Raw genomic sequence first — 20,842 nt, 5'->3', positions numbered from 1 at the left:
GGTTGGGAATCGGACGTCCGGCCGCGTGTGTCCCCGTGCTAAGGAAAACGCTGTCCGGCTGCCGGTCAGGCGCGGGGTGAAACGTGGTTCAGTTCCTGGCTGACCCTCGTTATCACGGCGGCCGAAACTTCAGTCTTGGACCCGGCCGCCAGCTGTGGTTCGGCGCCGGAACGGGCCAGGATGACCACCGAGTTGGTGTCCTGCCCGAAGACCTTGTCCGTTCCCACGTGGTTGACCACCAGGAGGTCGCACCCTTTGCGCTTGAGCTTCGCCTCGGCGTAGGCCAGGACATCGCCCTGGCTGTCGCCGGTTTCGGCCGCGAAGCCAACGATCAGCTGGTGGCGTCGGGCGGCCTGATGCTCCGCAGCGTGGCGCGCCTCCACCAGCTCCTGCAGGATGTCCGGGTTGCGGACCAGGGTAATGACGGGGTCCGCCGTGTCATCGCGTTTTTTGATCTTTGTGCCGGAGATCTCGGCAGGGCGGAAGTCCGCCACCGCGGCGGCCATGATGACGACGTCGGAATCAGCTGCCGCCGTCAGCGCGGCTTCGCGCAGCTGGAGGGCCGTCTCGACCGTCACCACCTCAACGCCGGCCGGGGCCGGGACGTCCATGTGGGCTGCGATGAGCCTTACGGTGGCACCGGCGTTGCGGGCCGCAACGGCCAGCGCGACGCCCTGCTTGCCGGATGACCGGTTGCCAAGGAACCGGACGGGATCCAGGGGTTCCCTGGTGCCGCCGGCGCTGATGGTCACGGTCCGGCCGGCCAGCGGAAGCTGGTAATCGGACTGGCCCTGGCCGAGGGCCATGGCAGCGTCGAAGATGGCTTCCGGTTCGGGCAGCCGGCCCGGGCCGGAGTCGGCGCCGGTCAGCCGGCCGCTGGCAGGCTCGAGGACGGCGACGCCCCTGCTGCGCAGGGTCTCCACGTTGGCGCGGGTGGCTGCGTGCTGCCACATCTCCGTATGCATGGCCGGGGCGAACAAAACAGGCCCCCGGGCCATCAGCAGCGTGTTGGTGAGGAGGTCGCTGGCCTGTCCCGTGGCGGCGCGGGCCAGAAGGTCGGCCGTGGCCGGTGCCACGACGATGAGGTCCGCCTCATGGCCCAGCCGGACGTGGTTGACCTGATGGACGTCGTCGAAGACGCTGTTGCTGACCGGGTTGCCGGACAGGGCCTCCCAGGTGGCAACCCCCACAAAGCGGATGGCCGCCTCGGTGGGAATCACCGTGACGTTGTGGCCGGCTTCAGTAAAAAGCCGGAGGAGCGATGCGACCTTGTAGGCCGCAATCCCTCCCCCGACTCCGAGGACTATGCGCACGTGACCTCCGTCAACAGGCAGTCTGGCTTACTCTGCGGCTTCGATCGGCGTGGACACGAGCTTGCCTTCGTTGATTTCCCGCAGGGCGATGGACAGCGACTTCTCGTTCAGCTTGGTGTCGACCAGTGGGCCGACGTACTCGAACAGGCCCTCGTGCAGCTGGGCGTAGTAAGCGTTGATCTGACGTGCACGCTTGGCACCGAAGATCACCAGGCCGTACTTGGAATCAGCTACCTTCAGCAGATCGTCGATCGGCGGGTTGATGATGCCTTCAAGGTTCGTGGACACGAATTCTCCAAATTCTAACGGGCTGGCTTATACCGGCTACTGATGCGGGTGCGGGGTCAGCCCCATGAGTGAAACAAGCTCGTCCGCTGCCCGGCGAATGTCGTCATTAATGACGGTATGGTCAAACTCCGGTTCAGCGGCAAGTTCCAGTTTAGCGGTTTCCAGGCGTCGCTGCTGCTCGTCGGCACTTTCCGTGCCGCGGCCCACCAGCCGGCGCACCATTTCGTCCCACGTGGGGGGCGCCAGGAAGACGAACTGCGCGTCCGGAACAGCCTCCTTGACCTGGCGGGCACCCTGCAGGTCAATTTCCAGGAGCACGGACCTGCCGTCCGCGATGGCCTGGTTCACGGTGCTCTTGAGCGTGCCGTAGGTGTTCTGGCCGTGGACGACAGCCCACTCCAGCAGCTCTCCGGCCGCCACCAGGGCTTCGAACTCATCCTTGGTTTTGAAGAAGTAGTGGACGCCGTCCTGCTCACCGGGGCGCGGGGCGCGGGTGGTGGCCGATACGGAAAGCCAGACTTCCGGGTAGTTATCCCGGATGTAGGTGGACACGGTGCCTTTGCCAACAGCCGTCGGACCTGCGAGGACTGTCAGTCCCGGTTTCTTGCTCACATATTCCTTTGCGGCGGTGTATGGATCGACGAAGAGTTATTCGCCCTACTTCTCGTCTATAAAATCTACCAGCGCCTGGCGCTGGTGAATGCCCAGGCCCCGGACCCGCCGGGACGCCGCGATTCCCAGCTGTTCCATAATGGCCGCTGCCCGGACCTTGCCGATGCCGGGCAAGGCCTCCAACAGTTCGGCCACCCGCATCCGCGCCAAGGCATCGTCCGAGGCCGCCGAACTGATAATGTCCGCCGCCGACGTCTCGCCGTTTTTGAGCCGTTCCTTGACCGCGGCACGGGCTGCCCGTGCCGCGGCAGCTTTCTGCAGGGCATCAGCGCGTTCTGACGCGGATAAGGGTCGCAGGCTCATGGAGGACACCCCCGGGAATTTTCAGCTGCGCCCAATGGCGGCCGCCGTTGGACTTGTCCTGAAACTACCCTTTGGTGCCCTTCGAATCAATGGACCCTGGCTTTAACGGTGCAGGCCTGAACCGGACAACCGCAGGTCAGCCCTCAAGAAGTCCGTCGAGCGTCCGCCGGGCCGCACCTTGGATCCCCTGGACGCCGGGACCGGCAGCGAGGATGTCCCGGCTCGAGGTTCCCAGCACCTGCGGGTAGGCCGCACCGAACGTCCGGCGAAGGTCGGCCGGGGTGGCGCCCTGTGCACCCAGCCCGGGAGCAAGGATGGGCCCGCGGACGGCCCTCAGGTCCAGCTGCAGGTCAGCCAGCGCCGAGCCCACCGTGGCCCCCACCACCAGTCCCACGGAGCCCAGGGTCCCGTCGTACCGGCCGTTCTCCGTCGCGGCTGCTTCGGTGATCCGGCGCGCCACCGAATCGATGCCGCCGACGTGCTGGACGGAGGCGCCCTCCGGGTTGGAGGTCAGGGCGAGGACAAAGACGCCCCGTCCGTAGTCCGCAGCCAAGTCAAGGGCCGGCCGCAGCGACTCAAAGCCAAGGTACGGGCTCAGCGTCACCGAGTCGGCGGCAAGCGCCGACCCGTCCCGCAGCCAGGCGTCCGCGTAGGCGGCCATGGTGGAGCCGATATCTCCCCGCTTGGCATCGGCGATCGAGAGCACCTGACCCCGGGCAGCGGCCAGGACTTCCTCCAGCACCGCCATGCCGGCCGACCCGTGGCGCTCGTAAAGCGCCACCTGCGGCTTCACCGCGGCAGCGAGCGAACCCACGGCGTCCAGGACGGTCAGCGAAAACCGCCTCAGCCCGGCGGCGTCGTCGTCCAGTCCCCAGCTCCTCAGCAGCGCGGGGTGCGGGTCAATGCCGACGCATAGAGGGCCGCGGGCGGCCATGGCCGCACCCAGCCGGGAGCCGAACGACTCCCGGCCGGTGGAAGCTGCGGAGCCGGACTCAGGCATGCTGCGCAACCTGCGTTGCGGCGGCCTCCGCGGCAGCGGCCTGCGACGCCACCAGGGCAGCGGCGTGCTCCTGCAGGCTGGTGACCGACCACTCGTAGGTGCGCATCGCCTCAATGGCCTGTACCGCGGCGTTGATTTCGGCCACCGTGGTGATGCAGGGGATGCCGATGGACGTGGCGGCGGCGCGCAGTGCATAACCGTCGCTGCGGGCTTCCCCGCCGGAGGGCGTGTTGAACACCATGTCGATCTCGCCGGCAATGACCAGGTCCGCGATGGTTCCTTCGCCCTCGGCACTGCTGCCTTCGGCGACCTTGCGAACCGTGCTGGCCTGGATGCCGTTGCGGCGCAGGACATCGGCGGTGCCGCCGGTGGAGACAATTTCGAAGCCGAGGTCCGACAGGCGCTTGATGGCCATGATGACGGCACGCTTGTCGCGGTTGGCCACGGACACGAAGATTTTCCCTTCCGTGGGCAGGGCGTTGTTCGCGGCCGCCTGGCTCTTGGCGAAAGCGGTATCGAAGTGCTTATCGATGCCCATCACTTCACCGGTGGAACGCATCTCCGGGCCGAGCAGGGAGTCCACCACCTTGCCTTCAGGCGTGCGGAAGCGGCTGAACGGCAGCACCGCTTCCTTGACCGAGACCGGCGCATCGAGCGGCAGGGTGGAGCCGTCGCCGGTCTCCGGCAGCATCTTGTACGCGCTGCGGAGCTGGTTGATGGTGACGCCGGTACCGATCAGGGCCGCGGCCTTGGCCATCTGCACGCCGGTGGCCTTGGAGACGAACGGTACGGTCCGGGATGCCCGCGGGTTCGCTTCCAGGACGTAAAGCACGTCCGAGGCCAGCGCGAACTGGATGTTGATCAGGCCGCGTACTCCCACGCCCTCGGCGATGGCCCGGGTTGCGGTGCGGACGCGCTCGAGCACGTTGTTGCCCAGGGTGATCGGGGGCAGGACGCAGGCGGAGTCACCGGAGTGGATGCCGGCCTCTTCGATGTGCTCCATGATGCCGCCCAGGTACATGTCCGTGCCGTCGAAGAGGGCGTCGACGTCGATTTCGACGGCGTCCTCCAGGAACCTGTCGATCAGCACCGGGTGGTCCGGGGTGATTTCGGTGGCGTTGGCGATGTAGCGGGAGAGGTTGGGCTCGTCATAGACGATTTCCATGCCGCGGCCGCCCAGCACGTAGGAGGGTCGGACCAGGACGGGGTAGCCGATTTCGTCCGCGATCTTCTTGGCATCCTCGAAGGACACGGCGGTGCCGTTCTTCGGGGCGATCAGCCCGGCGTTGTCGAGCACCCGGGAGAATTCGCCGCGGTGCTCGGCGAGGTCGATGGCCTCCGGGGAGGTGCCCAGGATGGGGACGCCGGCGTCGGCCAGCTGCTGCGCGAGCTTGAGCGGGGTCTGGCCGCCGAGCTGCACGAACACGCCCATGACGCCACCGGTGCGCTCTTCAGCGGCGATGACCTCCAGGACGTCTTCGAGCGTCAGCGGCTCGAAGTACAGGCGGGTGGAGATGTCATAGTCGGTGGAGACGGTCTCCGGGTTGCAGTTGACCATGACTGTCTCGTAACCGGCTTTGCGCAGCGCCATGGAGGCATGGACGCAGGAGTAGTCGAACTCGATGCCCTGGCCGATGCGGTTGGGTCCGGAGCCCAGGATCAGGATGGACGGCTTGGCGTGCAGCGCAATCTCGTCCTCCTCGTCGTACGAGGAGTAGTGGTACGGGGTGTACGCGGCGAACTCGGCGGCGCAGGTGTCCACGGTCTTGTAGACGGGGCGGATGCCGAGGGCCTGCCGGACACCGCGGACCACGGCTTCGGAGTTGTGCGTGAGGGCACCGATCTGCTCGTCCGAGAAGCCGTGGCGCTTGGCGCGCTGGAGCATTTCCACCGTCAGGGAGCCGGCCTTGCGGATCTCGTGGGAGATCTCGTTGAGCAGCTGGAGCTGGTCCAGGTACCACGGATCGATCTTCGTGGCTTCGAAGAGCTGTTCCACCGTGGCGCCGCCGAGCAGGGCACGCTGGACCTGGTGCAGCCGCTCAGTGGTGGGCCGCTTGGCCTTTTCGATGAGCTCCGGGACTTCCCATTCGGGCACGGAGCTGAAGTTAAGCTGCGAGCCCTTCTGTTCCAGGGAGCGCAGTGCCTTCTGCAGGGCTTCGGTGAAGTTGCGGCCCATGGCCATCGCTTCGCCCACCGACTTCATGGTGGTGGTCAGGGTGTTGTCCGCCGCGGGGAACTTCTCGAAGGCGAAGCGCGGGACCTTGACCACCACGTAGTCCAGGGTGGGTTCGAAGGACGCGGGGGTCTTCTGTGTGATGTCGTTGGGGATCTCGTCCAGGGTGTAGCCGAGGGAGAGCTTGGTGGCGATCTTGGCAATCGCAAAACCCGTGGCCTTTGAGGCCAGCGCCGAGGAGCGGGAGACGCGGGGGTTCATTTCGATGACCACCACGCGGCCTGTGTCCGGCTCGACGGCAAACTGGATGTTGCAGCCGCCGGTGTCCACGCCGACTTCACGGATCACGGCGATGGAGATATCGCGCAGGCGCTGGTATTCGCGGTCCGTGAGGGTCAGGGCAGGCGCCACGGTGATGGAGTCGCCGGTGTGGACACCCACGGGGTCGAAGTTCTCGATGGAACAGACAACCACCACGTTGTCGTTCTTGTCCCGCATCATTTCAAGCTCGTACTCCTTCCAGCCGAGGATGCTCTCTTCAAGGAGAACCTCGGACGTGGGGCTGTACTGCAGGCCCTGGCCGACGATCCGGCGCAGATCGGCTTCGTCGTAGGCCAGGCCGGAACCGAGGCCGCCCATGGTGAAGGAAGGCCGGACCACCATCGGGTAGCCGAGGTCTTCGGCCGCCTTCAGGGCCTCGTCAATGGTGTGGATGATGTGGCTGCGTGCCGATTCGGCACCGCAGCGTTCCACCACGCCCTTGAACTTTTCCCGGTCCTCGCCGAGTTCAATGGCGGCGATGTTGGCGCCGATGAGCTCCACGTTGTACTTCTCGAGCACGCCGTTCTTGTCCAGGGCGATGGCCGTGTTCAGTGCGGTCTGGCCACCGAGGGTGGGGAGGATGGCGTCCGGCCGTTCCTTGGCGATGATCTTCTCCACCACCTCCGGGGTGATGGGCTCGATGTAGGTGGCGTCGGCGAACTCGGGGTCCGTCATGATCGTGGCCGGGTTGGAGTTCACCAGGATGACCCGGAGGCCTTCCTCCTTGAGGACACGCAGTGCCTGCGTGCCGGAGTAGTCGAACTCGGCGGCCTGGCCGATGACAATCGGGCCGGAACCAATGACGAGGACGCTTTTGAGATCTGTACGTTTCGGCATTACTTCTTGTCCTCAGTCTTGGAATCGGTGGTGTTCTCTGCGCCGTTCTTGGTGTCCGCCATCAGGTCGATGAAACGGTCGAACAGGTAGGCGGCGTCGTGCGGGCCGGCGGCCGCTTCCGGGTGGTACTGGACCGAGAATGCCGGGATGTCCAGGCATGCGAGGCCTTCCACGACGTCGTCGTTCAGGCTGATGTGGCTGACCTCGACGCGGCCGTAGCGCTCTTCGGGGGCCTGGGTGGCGCCGTCGAGCGGGGCGTCCACGGCGAAGCCGTGGTTCTGGGAAGTGATTTCCACTTTGCCGGTGCGGCGGTCCATGACCGGCTGGTTGATGCCGCGGTGGCCGTAGCGGAGCTTGTAGGTGCCGAAGCCAAGCGCGCGGCCCAGGATCTGGTTGCCGAAGCAGATGCCGAAGTAGGGCAGCTTCTCGTCAAGGACGGAGCGGAGCAGCTTGACCTGGGCATCGGCCGTGGCGGGGTCGCCCGGGCCGTTGGACATAAAGAAGCCGTCCGGGTTGACTGCCTTCACGTCCTCGAGGGTGGCGGTGGCGGGCAGGACGTGCACGCGCACGCCGCGCTCGGCGAAGCGGGTGGGAGTCATGGCCTTGATGCCGAGGTCCACCGCGGCGATGCTGAACCGGGGTTCACCGTCCCAGCCGTGGTCCTTGGGCTCCACCACATAGGCCTTGTCCACGCTGACTTCCTCCGCCAGGCGCGCACCTTCCATGGGGGCGCTGGCCAGGACGGCGTCTACGAGTTCCTGGTCCGATGCCTTGGCAGCCTCGCCGGAGAAGATGCCGGCACGCATGGTCTTGTGTTCGCGCAGGTGCCGGGTGATGGCGCGGGTGTCCACGCCCTGGATGCCCACGATCCCCTGCTCGATGAGCTCCTCGTCGAGGGAGCGTTCCGAACGCCAGTTGGAGGGACGTCGCGCCGCGTCGCGGACGATGTAGCCGGCCACCCAGATCCGCCGGGACTCGGCGTCGTCACTGTTGACGCCGGTGTTGCCGATGTGCGGGGCGGTCTGGACCACGAGCTGGCGGGCGTAGGACGGGTCCGTGATGGTTTCCTGGTAGCCCGTCATGCCGGTGGCGAACACGGCCTCGCCCAGGGCGGTGCCCTGCGCGCCGTAGCTCCTGCCGCGGAACATGCGTCCGTCTTCCAGGACGAAGACGGCGGGGGTGGCTGCTGGTGACGCAGTCTCTGCTTGTGGTGCTGTTTTTGTCACTGCGTGAGGTTCTGTCACTGTCTTACTTTCCACTGGGATCTGCCTGGGGGGCTGCGGCGATCAATTGCTGAAGGGAGTCATAGAGGGCATCCTTGTCGGCGGCCCGTCGGGTCCGGAAGCCGGTGTCCAGGGTGTGGGTACCGAGCTCCCACGTGATGACCAGGAGGCCGTCCTTTTCCACGAATTTGCCGGCCATGCCGCTCTCCTGCCGCACGCCGGTCAGGTTCGCGGCCGGGATGTACACGGCCGGGGCGCCGGAGCGGTCCAGGAGCACGCCATGGGAGTACACGCTGAGCACGGCGTTGGTGCGGATGCCGAGGCTGTGCACTGCGATCCGGTCCAGCCAGTCACCGGCGGTGGTGGAGGCAACGTACTGGCCTTCCGCCCGGGCGCCCGGCACCCCGGGCTCCAGGGGCACCTCGGGCAAGGGGGCGACGTCGGCCTGCCGCCTGAGGCGGTTCCGCCAGCCGAACCCGATCATGAGCAGCACGACGACGATAATCGCCACCGTGCTGACCAGGGAGAGCATTTCGCTGTTCATCAGGAAGCGCCTGCCGCAGCGGCCGCCGATTCCCGGTAGGGGGTGTTGAGCCTGCCGTCGAGGACGGTGGGGTGGCCCTTGTAGAATGTGGCCACCACTTTCCCGGGAAGTTCGAGCCCGGCAAACGGGGAGTTGCGTCCCATGGTGGCCATTTTCGCCGGATCCACCGTCCAGCGGGCTGCCGGGTCCACCAGAATGATGTTCGCCGGTTCACCGGTTTCGAGGGGCCGTCCCTGGTCCGTCAGCCGGCCGATCCCGGCACCCGCGGTGGACGTAACGCGGGCGAAGTCGGCCCACGTCATGAGGCCGGTTTCGATCATGGCGTGCTGGACGACAGACAGTGCAGTTTCAAGACCGGTCATGCCCATGGCCGCCTGCGCCCACTCGCATTCCTTGTGCTCGCTGGGGTGCGGGGCGTGGTCGGTGCCCACCACGTCGATGGTGCCGTCGGCCAGGCCAGCGCGCAGGGCCTGCACGTCGGCGTCCGTGCGGAGCGGCGGGTTGACCTTGTAGACGGGGTTGTAGCTGCGGACCAGGTCATCGGTGAGGAGGAGGTGGTGCGGTGTGACCTCCGCCGTGACGTTGATGCCGCGTTCCTTGGCCCAGCGGATGATCTCCACGGAACCGGCGGTGGAGACGTGGCAGACGTGCAGGCGGGAGTCCACGTGCTGGGCCAGCAGGACGTCGCGGGCGATGATGCTTTCCTCGGCAACCGCCGGCCAGCCGGTGAGCCCCAGGACCGCGGAGACTGCACCCTCATTCATCTGGGCGCCGGCGGTGAGGCGCGGCTCCTGCGCATGCTGGGCCACCACGCCGTCGAACGCCTTCACATATTCCAGGGCACGGCGCATCAGCACCGGATCGTGGACGCAGATGCCGTCGTCGGAGAACATCCGCACCTGGGCGCGTGAATCCGCCATGGCGCCCAGTTCGGCGAGCTGCTCGCCCGCCAGGCCGACGGTTACGGCACCGACGGGCCGGACGTCCACCCAGCCGGCGGCACGGCCCAGGCTGTGGACCTGTTCCACCACACCGGCGGTGTCCGCCACAGGGTTGCTGTTGGCCATGGCGTGGACGGCGGTGAAGCCGCCCAAAGCCGCGGCCCGGGTACCGGTCTCAACGGTTTCGGCGTCTTCGCGGCCGGGTTCGCGGAGGTGGGTGTGCACGTCCACCATGCCGGGCAGCGCCACCAGGCCGGCGGCCTCGATCACGGTGGCGTCCTTTGCGTCGCTGTGCGTGGCCGCCGCGGCGCCCTTGGCGGCGATGACGCCGTCTCGGATGAGCAGGTCTGCGGCGTCGCCGCCCAGGATGGCCGCACCGCGGATCAAGTACGTTCCGTTGTTGTCTGCCATTAGTTGCTCTTTTCTGTGGAGCGGGCTGTGTTGGTGGCTGCGCCCGCAGTGACGGCTGGTTCGCGGGTATCCCCGGCGAGCAGCAGATACAGTGCGGCCATGCGGACCGAGACGCCGTTGCGCACCTGCGAAAGCACGGTGGAACGTGGTGAATCGGCGGCGGCCGCGGAAATTTCCAGGCCCCGGTTCATGGGGCCGGGGTGCATGATGATGGTGTCCTTCAGCCCGAGGCTGTCCAGCGCCTTGAGCCGGTTGTCGTCGAAGCCCCAGCGGCGCGAATATTCCCGGGTGGACGGGAAGAACGAGGCATTCATCCGCTCGCCCTGGACACGGAGCATCATCACCGCGTCCACCCCCTGCGCGAGGGTCTCGTCTATGTTGTAGCTGACCTTGCAGGGCCAGTGCTCGACGCCGATGGGCAGCAGGGTGGGCGGCGCCACGAGTGTGACCTCGGCGCCCAACGTACGGAGGAGCCATACGTTGGAGCGTGCAACGCGGGAGTGCAGGACGTCCCCCGCGATCGCTACGCGCATGCCCTTGAGGTCTGCCCCGATGGACCCGGAGCCGGAGAGCCTGGCCCAGTGGCGGCGCATGGTGAAGGCGTCCAGGAGCGCCTGGGTGGGGTGTTCGTGGGTGCCGTCGCCGGCGTTGATCACGGCGGCGTCGATCCAGTCCGTAGCGGCCAGCCGGTGCGGCGCGCCGGACGCCCAGTGCCGGATCACGACGGCGTCCGCTCCCATCGCAGCGAGGGTCTGCGCGGTGTCCTTGAGGGATTCGCCCTTGGAGACGGAGGAGCCCTTCGCGGCGAAGTTGATGACGTCGGCGGAGAGCCGTTTGGCGGCCGCTTCGAAGGAGATCCGCGTGCGGGTGGAATCTTCGAAGAACAGGTTTACCACGGTGCGGCCGCGCAGGGCCGGGAGCTTCTTGACCTCGCGGTCCCCCACGGCCGCCATTTCTTCGGCGGTGTCGAGGATGCGGATGGCATTGGTGAGGCTCAGGTCCTCGGTGGAGAGGAGGTGTTTCACGCGCCGCCCTCGATAACCACTTCGTTGACGGCGGCCCCGTTGGCGGCGGTGTCTGTTTCCTCCAGGCGGACCCTGACCTTCTCGGCGGAGGAGGTGGGGAGGTTCTTGCCCACATGGTCGGCGCGGATGGGGAGTTCGCGGTGGCCCCGGTCGATCAGCACGGCGAGCCTGACGATCCGGGGGCGGCCGAGGTCGATGATGGCGTCCAGGGCAGCCCGGATGGTCCGGCCTGAATACAGGACGTCATCAATGAGCACCACAACCTTGTTGTCGATTCCCGTGAGCGGGAGCTGGGTAGGGTACGGCGGCCTGGTGGGCTGGTGCGAGAGGTCGTCGCGGAACATGGTGACGTCGAGCTGACCAACTATTGCCGTGGCGTCCACTGTGGGGTCCGCTGCTGCAATTTTCTGTGCCAGGCGAAGTGCCAGCGGATAACCGCGGCGCGGAATGCCCAGCAGGACCAGGTCCTGGGAGCCTTTGTTGGCCTCGAGGATCTCATGGGCGATACGAGTGAGGGCACGGTCAATGTCTGCCTGGTTGAGGACAACCCTGGCTGGAACCGGTGCGCTTGTGACAGAAGTCAACGCTCGTCTCCCCTTTCCCCGCCTCACGGGACGGAATTAAAAAAGGATCATGTGCGGTTCAAAATTACCACATTGGTGCCGGGCATTAGGCTTTCGTCTATGTCCACCAACCCTTACCCGCGGGGACCCGGCCGGGCCGGCGGGCGCGCCGGAGCCCCGGACCCGCTGCCCGGCCAGGCGAACCCGACCTGGATGGGCCGGATCGAACCGGAGTACTACCGTCCCGCGCCTGGCACCTATGCGGCTCCCCTGCCCGCACTGGGGCCTTCGGCGTCCGGCCCTGACGGCAAAGGCAAGCGGTCCGCGGGCCTGCTGGTCCTGACCGTAGGCGGGGCAGCCCTGGCGTTCCTGAGCCTCCTGCTGGTGGTGCCCTTCCTGGTCTCCAGCACCGGGGTTGGCGGCTTCGTCACGGGCTTTGTGGTCTCGCTGATTCCGCTGTCCGCCGTGCTCCTGACGGTGCATGCCATCGACCGGTGGGAGCCGGAGCCCAAACGGCTGCTGTTCTTTGCGTTCACCTGGGGCGCGGCGGTGTCCGTGGCCGTCACGCTCCTGGTCCAGCCGTTCTTCGCACTGACCTTCCAATTCAGTGACAGCGCGGACCTCCGCACCTACATGGCCACCGTCCAGGCACCCATCGTGGAGGAATTCGCCAAGTCCCTGGGCCTGCTGCTGCTCCTGCTCCTGGCCCGGAAGAACTTCGACGGCCCGGTGGACGGTGTGGTGTTCGCTTTCACCATCGCCGGCGGGTTCGCGTTCACGGAGAACATCCTCTACTTCGGCCGGGCCATCGCAGAGTCCGGCAGCCCGGCAACCGGCCTTGCCCAGGTCTTCCTGCTCCGCGGTGTGATGTCACCGTTCGCCCACGCCATCTTTACCGGGACCACCGGCCTCATCATGGGTTTCGCCGCGCGCCGGTGGCACACCGGGGTTTCCGTGCTGGCTTTCTTCATCGGCCTGGTCCCGGCGATGCTGCTCCATAACCGGTGGAACAGCATGGGCGCAGGCTTCCTGGCCGAGTATGTGCTCATCCAGGTGCCGATCTTCGTGCTGGCGGTCGTCGGGATCATCCTCCTGCGTGTGGCGGAGACCAGGCTGACGCGCCAGCGGCTCATGGAGTATTCCGCCGCCGGCTGGTTCACCCCCGCAGAGGTGGAGTTGCTGGCAACACCCGGCGGGAGGCGGACGGCCTTGCAGTGGGCGGCGGGCTACCACCGGCGGCCGCAAATGAGAGCCTTCCTCCAGGCCGCCACCCAGCTGGCCTTTATCCGGCAGCGGATCCTCAGCGGCCGGGACGTCCCGCTGCACCAGGCCGATGAGAAGCATCAGCTGCAGCGGATCCTGCAGCTCCGCGCCGCCGTCGCGGGCTGAGCCGGGCAGTGGCGTGCATGCGAAAGGGGACCAGCCTCCACCATGGGTGGTCGCTGGTCCCCCTGCCGAATAGGCCTCAGGCCAGGAGCGAGGGCTTCAACTGCTGCAGGCGTCCGAGGAGTCCGTTGATGAACGACGGCGACTCGTCAGTTGAGAGCGCTTTGGCCAGTGCCACTGCCTCGCTAACTGCGACGCCGTCGGGGACGTCATCGTTGTAGAGAAGTTCCCAGGTGCCGATCCGCAGGATGATGCGGTCCACCGAGGGCATGCGCTCCAAGGTCCAGCCCTGGGAGTACGTTTCCAGGAACTCGTCGATGGCGGTCTGCTGTGAGACGACGCCTTCCACAATTTCCAGGGTGTACGGGTTGATGATCTGATCGGTCTTTTCCCGCCGTGCCCGCAACACGTCAAACGCCGAAGCCGAGCGCTGCTCAGCTTCGAAAAGTATATCCAGTGCCCGGTTCCGGGCCTTACCGCGGGCGCTCACTACTCGCTGACCCGGCCGAGGTAGCTTCCGTCGCGGGTGTCAACCTTGACCTTGGTGTTGTTCTCGACGAACAGCGGAACCTGGATTTCGTATCCGGTTTCCAAGGTTGCCGGCTTGGTCCCGGCCGAGGAGCGGTCGCCCTGCAGGCCCGGTTCCGTGTACGTGATCTCCAGGACAACGCTCGGCGGGAGTTCGATGTAGAGCGGGTTGCCTTCGTGGATGGCAATGTTGACCATCTGGTTTTCCAGCATGAAGTTCGTGGCGTCGCCAACAGTTGCACCGGAAACGGTGATCTGGTCGTAGTCAGCGGTGTCCATGAAGACGAAGTCTGCACCGTCCTGGTACAGGTACTGGTAGTCGCGGCGGTCAACCGTAGCGGTTTCGATCTTGAGGCCGGCGTTGAACGTCTTATCCACAACCTTGCCGGACATCACGTTCCGCATCTTGGTGCGGACGAATGCGCCACCCTTGCCGGGCTTGACGTGCTGGAATTCGATGACGTTCCAGAGCTGGCCCTCGAGCTTCAGGACCGTGCCGTTCTTGATGTCGTTAGTGGTTGCCACTGGTTTCCTCTGGTTTCTTAAGTCTGGTGAGTTGTCAGACGTTCTATGCCGGCCAGGCATGCCGAACGGCCCGCCAGCGCGTGTTTGTCAAAAATCCAAGAACTATTCTACCGGTAAATCCAGCGCACTCCGCGTCGGGTGACGGCCAGGGCTCTCAGCTGGCGAGGTCCAGGACGTCGCGCGCCCGTTGGAGGGCCACTGCGGACGAATAGATCTGGGCTGCGTCGGCCGCCTGCGACACCCGAAGGTCAAGCGCCCGGGAAAAGGCGTCCACGGCAGCAGCGGCGTGTCCGGCGGCAAAGTGCGTCTTGCCCAAGTACTGCTGGATAAGGGCTTCGCGGTCCGTTCCCTGGAACTCCGCCAGCAGTTGCTTGAACAGCTCCACGGCACGGTCGGAACGGTGGGAGATGCGCAGCACCTCTGCTTCGAACGCACGCAGGCGGAAGGACTCGGGGTCCTTGAAGCGCGCTTCCGCCAGCAGTTCGGCTGCTTCGGTTGCATGCCCCTCAACAATGAGGACGTAGATCCGGTCTGCCGGGTCGGCTGATGCTTCCGCCGCCGCCCGGCAAACATCCTCGTTGATGATTTCCGGCAGCAGCGTCAGCGGGTTGATCCGGATCCCGGGGAACCCCGCTTCGGGCCACTCGCTGGTGCCTGCCAGGTCGCCCTGCATCAGGAGGCGATTTCCTGGTAGGCGGCAAAGAGCAGCGACGTGTCCGGGACATCCAGGATGCCTGGCTTGGCGATGCCGTCGAGGACCACAAAACGGAGCAGGTCCCCGCGCGATTTCTTGTCACGGCGCATGCCGTCCAACAGCCCCTGCCAGCGGTCCTTCCGGTACGTGACCGGAAGCCCCAGGGTTTCCAGGATGCTGCGGTGGCGGTCGGCGTCAGCGTCACTGAGGCGGCCCACACTGCGGGCAAGCTCGGCCGCGAACATCATGCCCACCGACACTGCCGCCCCGTGCCGCCATGAGTAGCGCTCCACCAGTTCAATGGCATGGCCAAGCGTATGGCCGTAGTTCAGGATTTCCCGCAGCCCGGATTCCTTCAGGTCTTCCGAGACCACCTTCGCCTTGACGGCGATGGCACGCTCGATGAGTTCGCGCAGGGCGTCCGAGCCGGGATCAGTGGCAGCCGCGGTATCCTTTTCCACGATCTCCAGGATGGCCGGGTCCGCGATGAAGCCGCATTTGATGACTTCCGCCATTCCCGAAATGATCTCGTTGCGCGGCAGGGTCTTCAGGGTATCCAGGTCCACCAGGACTCCGGCCGGCGGGTGGAAGGAGCCCACCAGGTTCTTGCCCTCTGCCGTGTTGATGCCGGTCTTGCCACCCACCGAGGCGTCCACCATGCCGAGCAGGCTGGTCGGCATGTGGATGACCTTCACGCCGCGGAGCCACGTGGCAGCCACAAAGCCGGCGAGGTCGGTGACGGCGCCGCCGCCCACGGCCACGATGGCGTCGGACCGGGTGAAGTCGTTCTGGCCAAGCACCTGCCAGCAGAAAGCCGCAACCTGGATGTGTTTGCCTTCTTCGGCATCCGGGATTTCGGCAGTCAGCGAGGTGAAGCCCGCGGCGGCGAGTTCATCGCGGACGGTATCGCCTGTAAGGCGCAGCGCGCGCGGGTGAATCACCAGCACCCGCCGGACCCGCTCACCCAGCAGGGCTGGAACGTCACCGAGGAGGCCACGGCCCACAACGACGTCGTAATTTTCCCCCGCGGATTCGCCGGTGACTTTGATGACGGTTGAATCGACGCTCACTTTTCAACTTCCTGTTTGGCGGCCGCGTACTCACGCAGCGCAACTTCAAGCCGGTGCCCCAATTCGGTGATCGAACCGTGGCGGACGTCCAAAACCAGGTCGGCCAGCCGTTCGTATACGGGTTTCCTGGTGGCAAAAAGAGTGGTCCAGCGGGCCATGGCATCGCCGGCCAGCAGCGGCCGCACGGAGTTCCGGGCGATCCGCGCAGCCACGGTTGCTTCATCGCATTCGAGGTAAACCACGGTGCAGCGGGCAAGGACCTGCTGTGTTCCGGAGTCGAGCACGGCCCCGCCGCCCAGCGAAATCACCGAGGCGTTGTCTTCCGCCCGATCCACTGCCGCGGCCACCGTGCGGGCTTCAATTTCCCGGAAGGCATGCTCTCCGCGGCCGGCGAAAATTGATGCGATGCTGCCGTGGGCGTCCACGATCAGCGCGTCGGTGTCGACGAACGGCACGTCAAGGCGCTTGGCGAGTTCGCTGCCTACGGCGGACTTTCCCACCGCCATGGGCCCGATGAGGACGACGGTGCGGTTGCCCGGCACCACGCCTTTACTTCCGCGGGGCACTAGTGGCCGATCGAGTCCAGGGAGGCCGGAATGCTGTCCAGGTAACCCTTGATATTGCGTGCGGTCTCCGCCACCGAGTCGCCGCCGAACTTTTCAGTGACGGCTTCGGCGAGGACCAGCGCCACCATCGCTTCCGCGACAACGCCGGCGGCCGGCACGGCACAGACGTCCGAGCGCTGGTGGTGGGCCTTGGCTGCCTCGCCGGTGCTGACGTCGACGGTCTTGAGGGCCCGCGGGACCGTGGCGATGGGCTTCATCGCGGCGCGCACGCGCAGGACATCACCGATGCTCATGCCGCCTTCGATGCCGCCGGCCCGGTTGCTGGTGCGGATAATCTTTCCGTCCGCGTCCTTGACGATTTCGTCGTGGGCCGCTGAGCCGCGGCGGGCGGCCGTCAGGAAGCCGTCCCCCACTTCGACGCCCTTAATGGCCTGGATCCCCATCAGGGCGGCGGCGAGCCGGGAGTCGAGCCGGCGGTCCCAGTGGACGTAGCTGCCCAGTCCCGGCGGCAGGCCGTAGGCGAGGACTTCCACCACGCCGCCCAAGGTTTCGCCTTCCTTGTGGGCAGCATCGACTTCGGCCACCATGGCGTCGGAGGTTTCACGGTCGAAGCACCGCAGCGGATCTGCGTCCAGGGCGATGACGTCGGCAGGAACAGGCAGCGGCCGGCCTTCCGGAACGGTCACACTGGCGATGGAGACAGTGTGGCTGACCAGTTCAATTCCCAACTGCTTGAGGAACTGTGAGGCCACGGTGCCCATGGCCACCCTGGTTGCAGTTTCCCGCGCGCTGGCGCGTTCCAGCACCGGACGTGCTTCGTCGAAGCCGTACTTCTGCATGCCGGTAAAATCTGCGTGGCCCGGGCGGGGCCGGGTCAGCGGTGCGTTGCGTGCCTGGTCGGCAAGAACTGCCGGGTCCACGGGGTCGGCCGCCATGATCTGTTCCCATTTGGGCCATTCGGTGTTTGCCACCTGGATGGCCACGGGTCCGCCCTGCGTGAGGCCGTGGCGGACGCCGCCCAGGATGGTGACCACGTCCTGTTCGAACTTCATCCGGGCGCCCCGGCCATAGCCCAGGCGGCGGCGTGCCAGTGAATCGGCGATCTGTCCGCTGGTGAGTTCAACACCGGCGGGGACGCCTTCAATAATTCCCATCAGAGCCGGCCCATGGGATTCTCCGGCTGTCAACCAACGCAACATAATTTCCATCCTGCCATGTATGGCTATCAGAACGCCCGTCGGGGAAGGCCGACTGAGTCACACATCACATCTATGACTGCCGCGTTAACGTCATCACCGCGCCCGGTGAACAGGCGCACTTGTTCCACCGCCTGGTACAGCAGCATTTCCAATCCCGGCACCACTGCACCGCCGCCGGCCTGCCACACCGTGGCAATCCGGCTGGGCCACGGGTCGTAGGCCACGTCGAGCAGGACACCGTGCGTTCCGGTGCCCAATCCGGCGATCTGGTCAGCCAGAACGTCAGCCGCGCGCGGCGGAAGCGTGGAAATTACGACGTCGGCACTCGCCGTGGGAGTGGCGGCTTCGGTCATGGGACGGACGTCGATGTCAAGGCCGACGCCTGCGGCGGCGGCCCGCGCTTCGGCGGCCCGGGACGTGTCCCGGACAAACACCTGCGCGTGGGCGGTGCCCAACTCCTGGAGTGCGGCGACGGCGGCAGCCGCCGTTCCACCCCCGCCCAGGACTACAGCGGAGGGACTCGCCACCACTCCGGCGTTGAGGACCGCATTCACGATTCCGGCGACGTCCGTGTTGTAGCCGACACGCAGGACAGACCCGCCGGTCTCTTCAAAGGCGACCGTGTTGACTACACCCAGCGTGCGGGCAACCCCACGGACTTCGTCCACTTCGGCGACCATGCCGGCTTTCAGCGGCATGGTCACCGAAAGGCCGCGCCACCCCTCCTGGTTTCTCACCCGCTGCATAAAGCCCGGCAGCGCCTGCTCGGTCAGGTCCACGGCCGTGTAGCCGATCTCGACCCCCAGCTTGGCATAGGCAGCCAGGTGCAGTGCAGGGGATTTGGAGTGGCTGATCGGATGGCCCAGGACGGCAGCCCTCAGGCTCATGTGCAGCGGCCCACGTTTGCCTTGCACCACGTGTTGTACTGCTCGACATACGCATTGTGCTCAGCCAGGGTCCTGGAGAACTTGGTTTCCTTGGTGTCCAGGTTGATGGTCACCCAGTACAGGAAGTCGTTGGCCTTCGGCTTCGCGGCAGCATCGATGGCTGTCTTGCCGGGCGAGCCGATGGGGCCGGGCGGAAGGCCTGGGTTGGCGTACGTGTTGTAGGGGTTCGACTTGTCCTGCCGTTGTTCGTCGGTGAAGTTAAAGCTCTTCGTGCCGAGTCCGTAGGTTACGGCCGAGTCAACCTGCAGGTATCCGTTCGTCTGGTCGTTGGGCTTGAGCCGGTTGTAGATGGCGCCGGCCACGTCGCCGTACTCGGCCTGGCCGCCCTCGGCCTGGACGATGCTGGCGACAATGACTGCCTCGTACTGCTTCGCGGCGTCGGTGATGCCCTGCGCCACGAGTTCGTCGATGGTGGTCTTCACCAGGGACTGGAGAATGTCCTTGGCCGGGGTCCCGAGCGGGAAGCGGTACTCCCCCGGGTGCATGTAACCTTCAAGGTTCTTAGCGTTGGCCGGTAGGCCGAACTGCTGCGGGGAATCGCTGAATTGCTTCAACTGCTGAACTTTGATGCCCGATCCTTCGGAGATCGCCTGCAGTGATTCATCGATTCGCAGGCCTGCGCTCAAGGCGAAGTAGATGACCTTGGTCTTATCGTGGCCCAGCAGCACGTTCACGGCGTCCGAATTCTTCATCTCCGATTTGAAGGTGAAGTCCCCCGGGGAAAGTGTTCCGCCGGAAGCCGCAAACGCCTGGAGGAACGTATCCGCGTTGGCCACCACTTTCCCGGATTCGAGTTTGGTGGCCACCGAACGCATTCCCTCACCGGGCTGGACCGAAACCTGGACTTCACCGCTGCCCGGTCCGGGATAGTCGCTCGCTTTATCGTTGCCCAGCAGGGGCTTCAGGAACTGTGCTCCCACGGCGATGGCGGCCACGAAAACCACGAGCGTCAGCAGAAGGGCCAGGAGGCGGCGTCTGCGCCGGACCTTCTTCGAGGGTTTTGTCACCACGGAGCTTCCCGCTGCACTCGCGAGCAGGCCGGCATCGGCGTGGTCGTCCGGGTGGGCGTGGTGGGGGTCGTCAATGTAGTGCCCGTGGGGGTCATCGACGTAGTGCCCGGTGTGGCCCTGCTCGTCGTAATGGTGGCCCTCGTACTGGTCACCCTCGTAATGCCCGCCGTCGTAATGGTGTACCTCGTCGGGGTGGGCGTAGCCCGTGGGGTGTCCTTCATAGTGCTCGGCATCCTGGGCGTCAACAGCCTGGCCAGCATCCGTGTGGTACTCCGGCACGGTGGCCGGGACCTGGTGATGCATTTGCGTGGGCGCATCGTCCTGAACGGAGGGTGGAATGTCCGGCTGCGTGGGAACTGCCGGCTGGGGAGCCTGGACAGGGTCGACCACGGGCTCTGCAACGGGTTCGGCCGCCGCATCAGGCTCACGGTCCGGCGTCGGCGGTGCAACCGGTGATACCAGCGGCGGTGCAACCGGTGGTGCCACGGGCTGCGGCGCGGGAGCAGGTGCGTCGAAGCCGTCACGCTCCTCGAAAGCATCAGAGTCCTGCAGCGGCAGGTCCTGACCGGTTTGGTAGGCCTGCTCCGGCACCGCATTGGTGTCCTGGGTGTGCTTCTCCAATGCGCGGAGCTCTTTTCGGGTCAGCGGCCTGGCGCCATCATGACTGGTGGCGCCTGAGGCGTCATCGTTATTGGACGGGCTCACTGTAGCCTTCCGTGTTCTGGGATCGAGACGTGCCGTCGGAGGCGGAGGTGTCAGCCTGGGGCGACCCGCCTGTTCCGGAAGGCTGCTGACGGGGCGGCGCGCTCACACGGCTCCCCACATCAGTGCCTCGGGCTTTTTGCATGTCGATGGCGTGTTGGAGGATGCCCGCCGCTGCAACCTGATCAACCACTTTACGGTGATTGCGGCTGCTCATGCCAGCCTCGTGCAGGTTGCGATGGGCCGTGACACTGCTGAGCCGCTCGTCCACCAGGTTGACGGGGACTTCCAGTCCGCGTCCGGCAAGCTCGGCCGCCAGCAGCTCGGCGTAGTCCGTGGCCATCCTGGCGGAGGCGTGCTCCTCCCCTTTCATGGTCCGGGGAAGCCCCACAATGACCTGGACCGCGCCGAGTTCCTGCGCGAGCGAGGCAATGACGCGGACGTCTGAGTTCTTCTTGGCGTTCCGGTCCAGCGTCTTAAACGGCGTGGCCAGGATGGCATCCCGGTCGCAGATCGCCACTCCCACCCGGACGGTGCCGACGTCCACCCCCAGTTTGATGCCCTGGGGGTAGTCGGCGGCCGAAGCGCGTTCAGTCACGGG

General features: G+C 66.0%; 21 protein-coding genes. 1 reads left to right on the top strand and 20 read right to left on the bottom strand.

The features are described from left to right. Positions 1-65: 65 nt before the first annotated feature. From coaBC to pyrR, 11 genes are all read right to left on the bottom strand, one after another. Positions 66-1,313: a bifunctional phosphopantothenoylcysteine decarboxylase/phosphopantothenate--cysteine ligase CoaBC gene (coaBC, locus tag NQJ30_RS06095; protein ID WP_255768941.1), complete on the bottom strand. Its 1,248-nt coding sequence runs from the start codon at positions 1,311-1,313 to the stop codon at positions 66-68. A 27-nt stretch (positions 1,314-1,340) separates the two neighbouring features. After that, entirely contained in the window at positions 1,341-1,601 is a 261-nt protein-coding gene (gene rpoZ, locus NQJ30_RS06090; protein WP_026264487.1) for a DNA-directed RNA polymerase subunit omega, read from the bottom strand. A gap of 36 nt (positions 1,602-1,637) precedes the next feature. Next, positions 1,638-2,213 carry a guanylate kinase gene (gene gmk / locus NQJ30_RS06085; RefSeq protein ID WP_255768940.1) on the bottom strand — a complete coding sequence of 192 codons (576 nt, stop codon included), beginning with the start codon at positions 2,211-2,213 and terminating at the stop codon, positions 1,638-1,640. Positions 2,214-2,258: 45 nt separating this feature from the next. After that, the gene (gene mihF, locus NQJ30_RS06080) at positions 2,259-2,576 is read right to left on the bottom strand and encodes an integration host factor, actinobacterial type (protein WP_255768939.1); all 318 of its coding nucleotides are present in this window, start codon (positions 2,574-2,576) and stop codon (positions 2,259-2,261) included. Between the two features lie 136 nt (positions 2,577-2,712). Beyond that, the gene (gene pyrF / locus NQJ30_RS06075) at positions 2,713-3,576 is read right to left on the bottom strand and encodes an orotidine-5'-phosphate decarboxylase (RefSeq protein WP_255768938.1); all 864 of its coding nucleotides are present in this window, start codon (positions 3,574-3,576) and stop codon (positions 2,713-2,715) included. Continuing rightward, positions 3,569-6,907 (bottom strand): carbamoyl-phosphate synthase large subunit, encoded by a 3,339-nt coding sequence (carB, locus tag NQJ30_RS06070; protein WP_255768937.1) that lies wholly within the window; start codon positions 6,905-6,907, stop codon positions 3,569-3,571. Before carB ends, pyrF begins: the two co-directional genes overlap by 8 nt. Next, a complete protein-coding gene (gene carA / locus NQJ30_RS06065) occupies positions 6,907-8,133 on the bottom strand; it encodes a glutamine-hydrolyzing carbamoyl-phosphate synthase small subunit (protein WP_255768936.1) in 1,227 nt (408 codons plus the stop codon). Before carA ends, carB begins: the two co-directional genes overlap by 1 nt. Positions 8,134-8,155: 22 nt before the next feature. Then, complete coding sequence (locus NQJ30_RS06060; protein ID WP_255768935.1) at positions 8,156-8,674, bottom strand: PH-like domain-containing protein; 519 nt, start codon at positions 8,672-8,674, stop codon at positions 8,156-8,158. After that, on the bottom strand, positions 8,674-10,026 hold the full coding sequence (locus tag NQJ30_RS06055) for a dihydroorotase (protein ID WP_255768934.1): 1,353 nt from the start codon (positions 10,024-10,026) through the stop codon (positions 8,674-8,676). The genes NQJ30_RS06060 and NQJ30_RS06055 overlap by 1 nt, the downstream gene beginning before the upstream one ends. Continuing rightward, on the bottom strand, positions 10,026-11,051 hold the full coding sequence (locus NQJ30_RS06050) for an aspartate carbamoyltransferase catalytic subunit (RefSeq protein ID WP_255768932.1): 1,026 nt from the start codon (positions 11,049-11,051) through the stop codon (positions 10,026-10,028). The genes NQJ30_RS06055 and NQJ30_RS06050 overlap by 1 nt, the downstream gene beginning before the upstream one ends. Beyond that, positions 11,048-11,635 (bottom strand): bifunctional pyr operon transcriptional regulator/uracil phosphoribosyltransferase PyrR, encoded by a 588-nt coding sequence (gene pyrR, locus NQJ30_RS06045; protein WP_255768930.1) that lies wholly within the window; start codon positions 11,633-11,635, stop codon positions 11,048-11,050. The genes NQJ30_RS06050 and pyrR overlap by 4 nt, the downstream gene beginning before the upstream one ends. 99 nt (positions 11,636-11,734) lie before the next feature. On the opposite strand from pyrR, the gene NQJ30_RS06040 reads away from it, so the two are divergent. Continuing rightward, positions 11,735-13,003 (top strand): PrsW family intramembrane metalloprotease, encoded by a 1,269-nt coding sequence (locus NQJ30_RS06040; RefSeq protein ID WP_255768928.1) that lies wholly within the window; start codon positions 11,735-11,737, stop codon positions 13,001-13,003. 76 nt (positions 13,004-13,079) lie between these two features. On the opposite strand, the gene nusB is transcribed toward NQJ30_RS06040, so the two are convergent. The 9 genes from nusB to ruvX all read right to left on the bottom strand — a co-directional run bounded on the left by nusB (position 13,080) and on the right by ruvX (position 20,839). After that, entirely contained in the window at positions 13,080-13,490 is a 411-nt protein-coding gene (gene nusB, locus NQJ30_RS06035) for a transcription antitermination factor NusB (RefSeq protein WP_255768926.1), read from the bottom strand. Further along, the gene (gene efp / locus NQJ30_RS06030; RefSeq protein WP_190988303.1) at positions 13,490-14,053 is read right to left on the bottom strand and encodes an elongation factor P; all 564 of its coding nucleotides are present in this window, start codon (positions 14,051-14,053) and stop codon (positions 13,490-13,492) included. The genes nusB and efp overlap by 1 nt, the downstream gene beginning before the upstream one ends. 154 nt (positions 14,054-14,207) lie before the next feature. Further along, the gene (locus tag NQJ30_RS06025; protein ID WP_255768923.1) at positions 14,208-14,726 is read right to left on the bottom strand and encodes a tetratricopeptide repeat protein; all 519 of its coding nucleotides are present in this window, start codon (positions 14,724-14,726) and stop codon (positions 14,208-14,210) included. Beyond that, positions 14,726-15,817, bottom strand: a complete 1,092-nt coding sequence (aroB, locus tag NQJ30_RS06020; RefSeq protein ID WP_255768921.1) for a 3-dehydroquinate synthase — start codon at positions 15,815-15,817, stop codon at positions 14,726-14,728. The genes NQJ30_RS06025 and aroB overlap by 1 nt, the downstream gene beginning before the upstream one ends. Next, entirely contained in the window at positions 15,814-16,359 is a 546-nt protein-coding gene (locus NQJ30_RS06015) for a shikimate kinase (protein WP_374113222.1), read from the bottom strand. Before NQJ30_RS06015 ends, aroB begins: the two co-directional genes overlap by 4 nt. Positions 16,360-16,382: 23 nt before the next feature. Then, positions 16,383-17,582, bottom strand: a complete 1,200-nt coding sequence (gene aroC, locus NQJ30_RS06010; RefSeq protein ID WP_255768919.1) for a chorismate synthase — start codon at positions 17,580-17,582, stop codon at positions 16,383-16,385. A 26-nt stretch (positions 17,583-17,608) separates the two neighbouring features. Further along, positions 17,609-18,469, bottom strand: a complete 861-nt coding sequence (locus NQJ30_RS06005) for a shikimate dehydrogenase (RefSeq protein ID WP_255768917.1) — start codon at positions 18,467-18,469, stop codon at positions 17,609-17,611. After that, positions 18,466-20,244 (bottom strand): endolytic transglycosylase MltG, encoded by a 1,779-nt coding sequence (gene mltG, locus NQJ30_RS06000; RefSeq protein ID WP_255768915.1) that lies wholly within the window; start codon positions 20,242-20,244, stop codon positions 18,466-18,468. The genes NQJ30_RS06005 and mltG overlap by 4 nt, the downstream gene beginning before the upstream one ends. Then, entirely contained in the window at positions 20,228-20,839 is a 612-nt protein-coding gene (ruvX, locus tag NQJ30_RS05995) for a Holliday junction resolvase RuvX (protein ID WP_255768913.1), read from the bottom strand. Before ruvX ends, mltG begins: the two co-directional genes overlap by 17 nt. Between the last annotated feature and the right edge of the window lie 3 nt (positions 20,840-20,842).

Source organism: Pseudarthrobacter sulfonivorans (genome assembly GCF_024391045.1).
In the GTDB taxonomy this organism is placed as follows: domain Bacteria; phylum Actinomycetota; class Actinomycetes; order Actinomycetales; family Micrococcaceae; genus Arthrobacter; species Arthrobacter sulfonivorans_B.
The sequence above is the reverse complement of the archived record's forward strand: the minus strand, read 5'-3'. Positions and strand labels throughout refer to the sequence as shown.

Bases quoted from the DNA above. Each gene is read 5' to 3' on its own strand.
- aroC (WP_255768919.1), bottom strand. From the start codon at position 17,582: ATGTTGCGTTGGTTGACAGCCGGAGAATCCCATGGGCCGGCTCTGATG.
- mihF (WP_255768939.1), bottom strand. From the start codon at position 2,576: ATGAGCCTGCGACCCTTATCCGCGTCAGAACGCGCTGATGCCCTGCAG.
- NQJ30_RS06025 (WP_255768923.1), bottom strand. From the start codon at position 14,726: ATGCAGGGCGACCTGGCAGGCACCAGCGAGTGGCCCGAAGCGGGGTTC.
- carB (WP_255768937.1), bottom strand. From the start codon at position 6,907: ATGCCGAAACGTACAGATCTCAAAAGCGTCCTCGTCATTGGTTCCGGC.
- NQJ30_RS06060 (WP_255768935.1), bottom strand. From the start codon at position 8,674: ATGAACAGCGAAATGCTCTCCCTGGTCAGCACGGTGGCGATTATCGTC.
- NQJ30_RS06055 (WP_255768934.1), bottom strand. From the start codon at position 10,026: ATGGCAGACAACAACGGAACGTACTTGATCCGCGGTGCGGCCATCCTG.
- pyrF (WP_255768938.1), bottom strand. From the start codon at position 3,576: ATGCCTGAGTCCGGCTCCGCAGCTTCCACCGGCCGGGAGTCGTTCGGC.
- NQJ30_RS06005 (WP_255768917.1), bottom strand. From the start codon at position 18,469: ATGAGCCTGAGGGCTGCCGTCCTGGGCCATCCGATCAGCCACTCCAAA.
- NQJ30_RS06040 (WP_255768928.1), top strand. From the start codon at position 11,735: ATGTCCACCAACCCTTACCCGCGGGGACCCGGCCGGGCCGGCGGGCGC.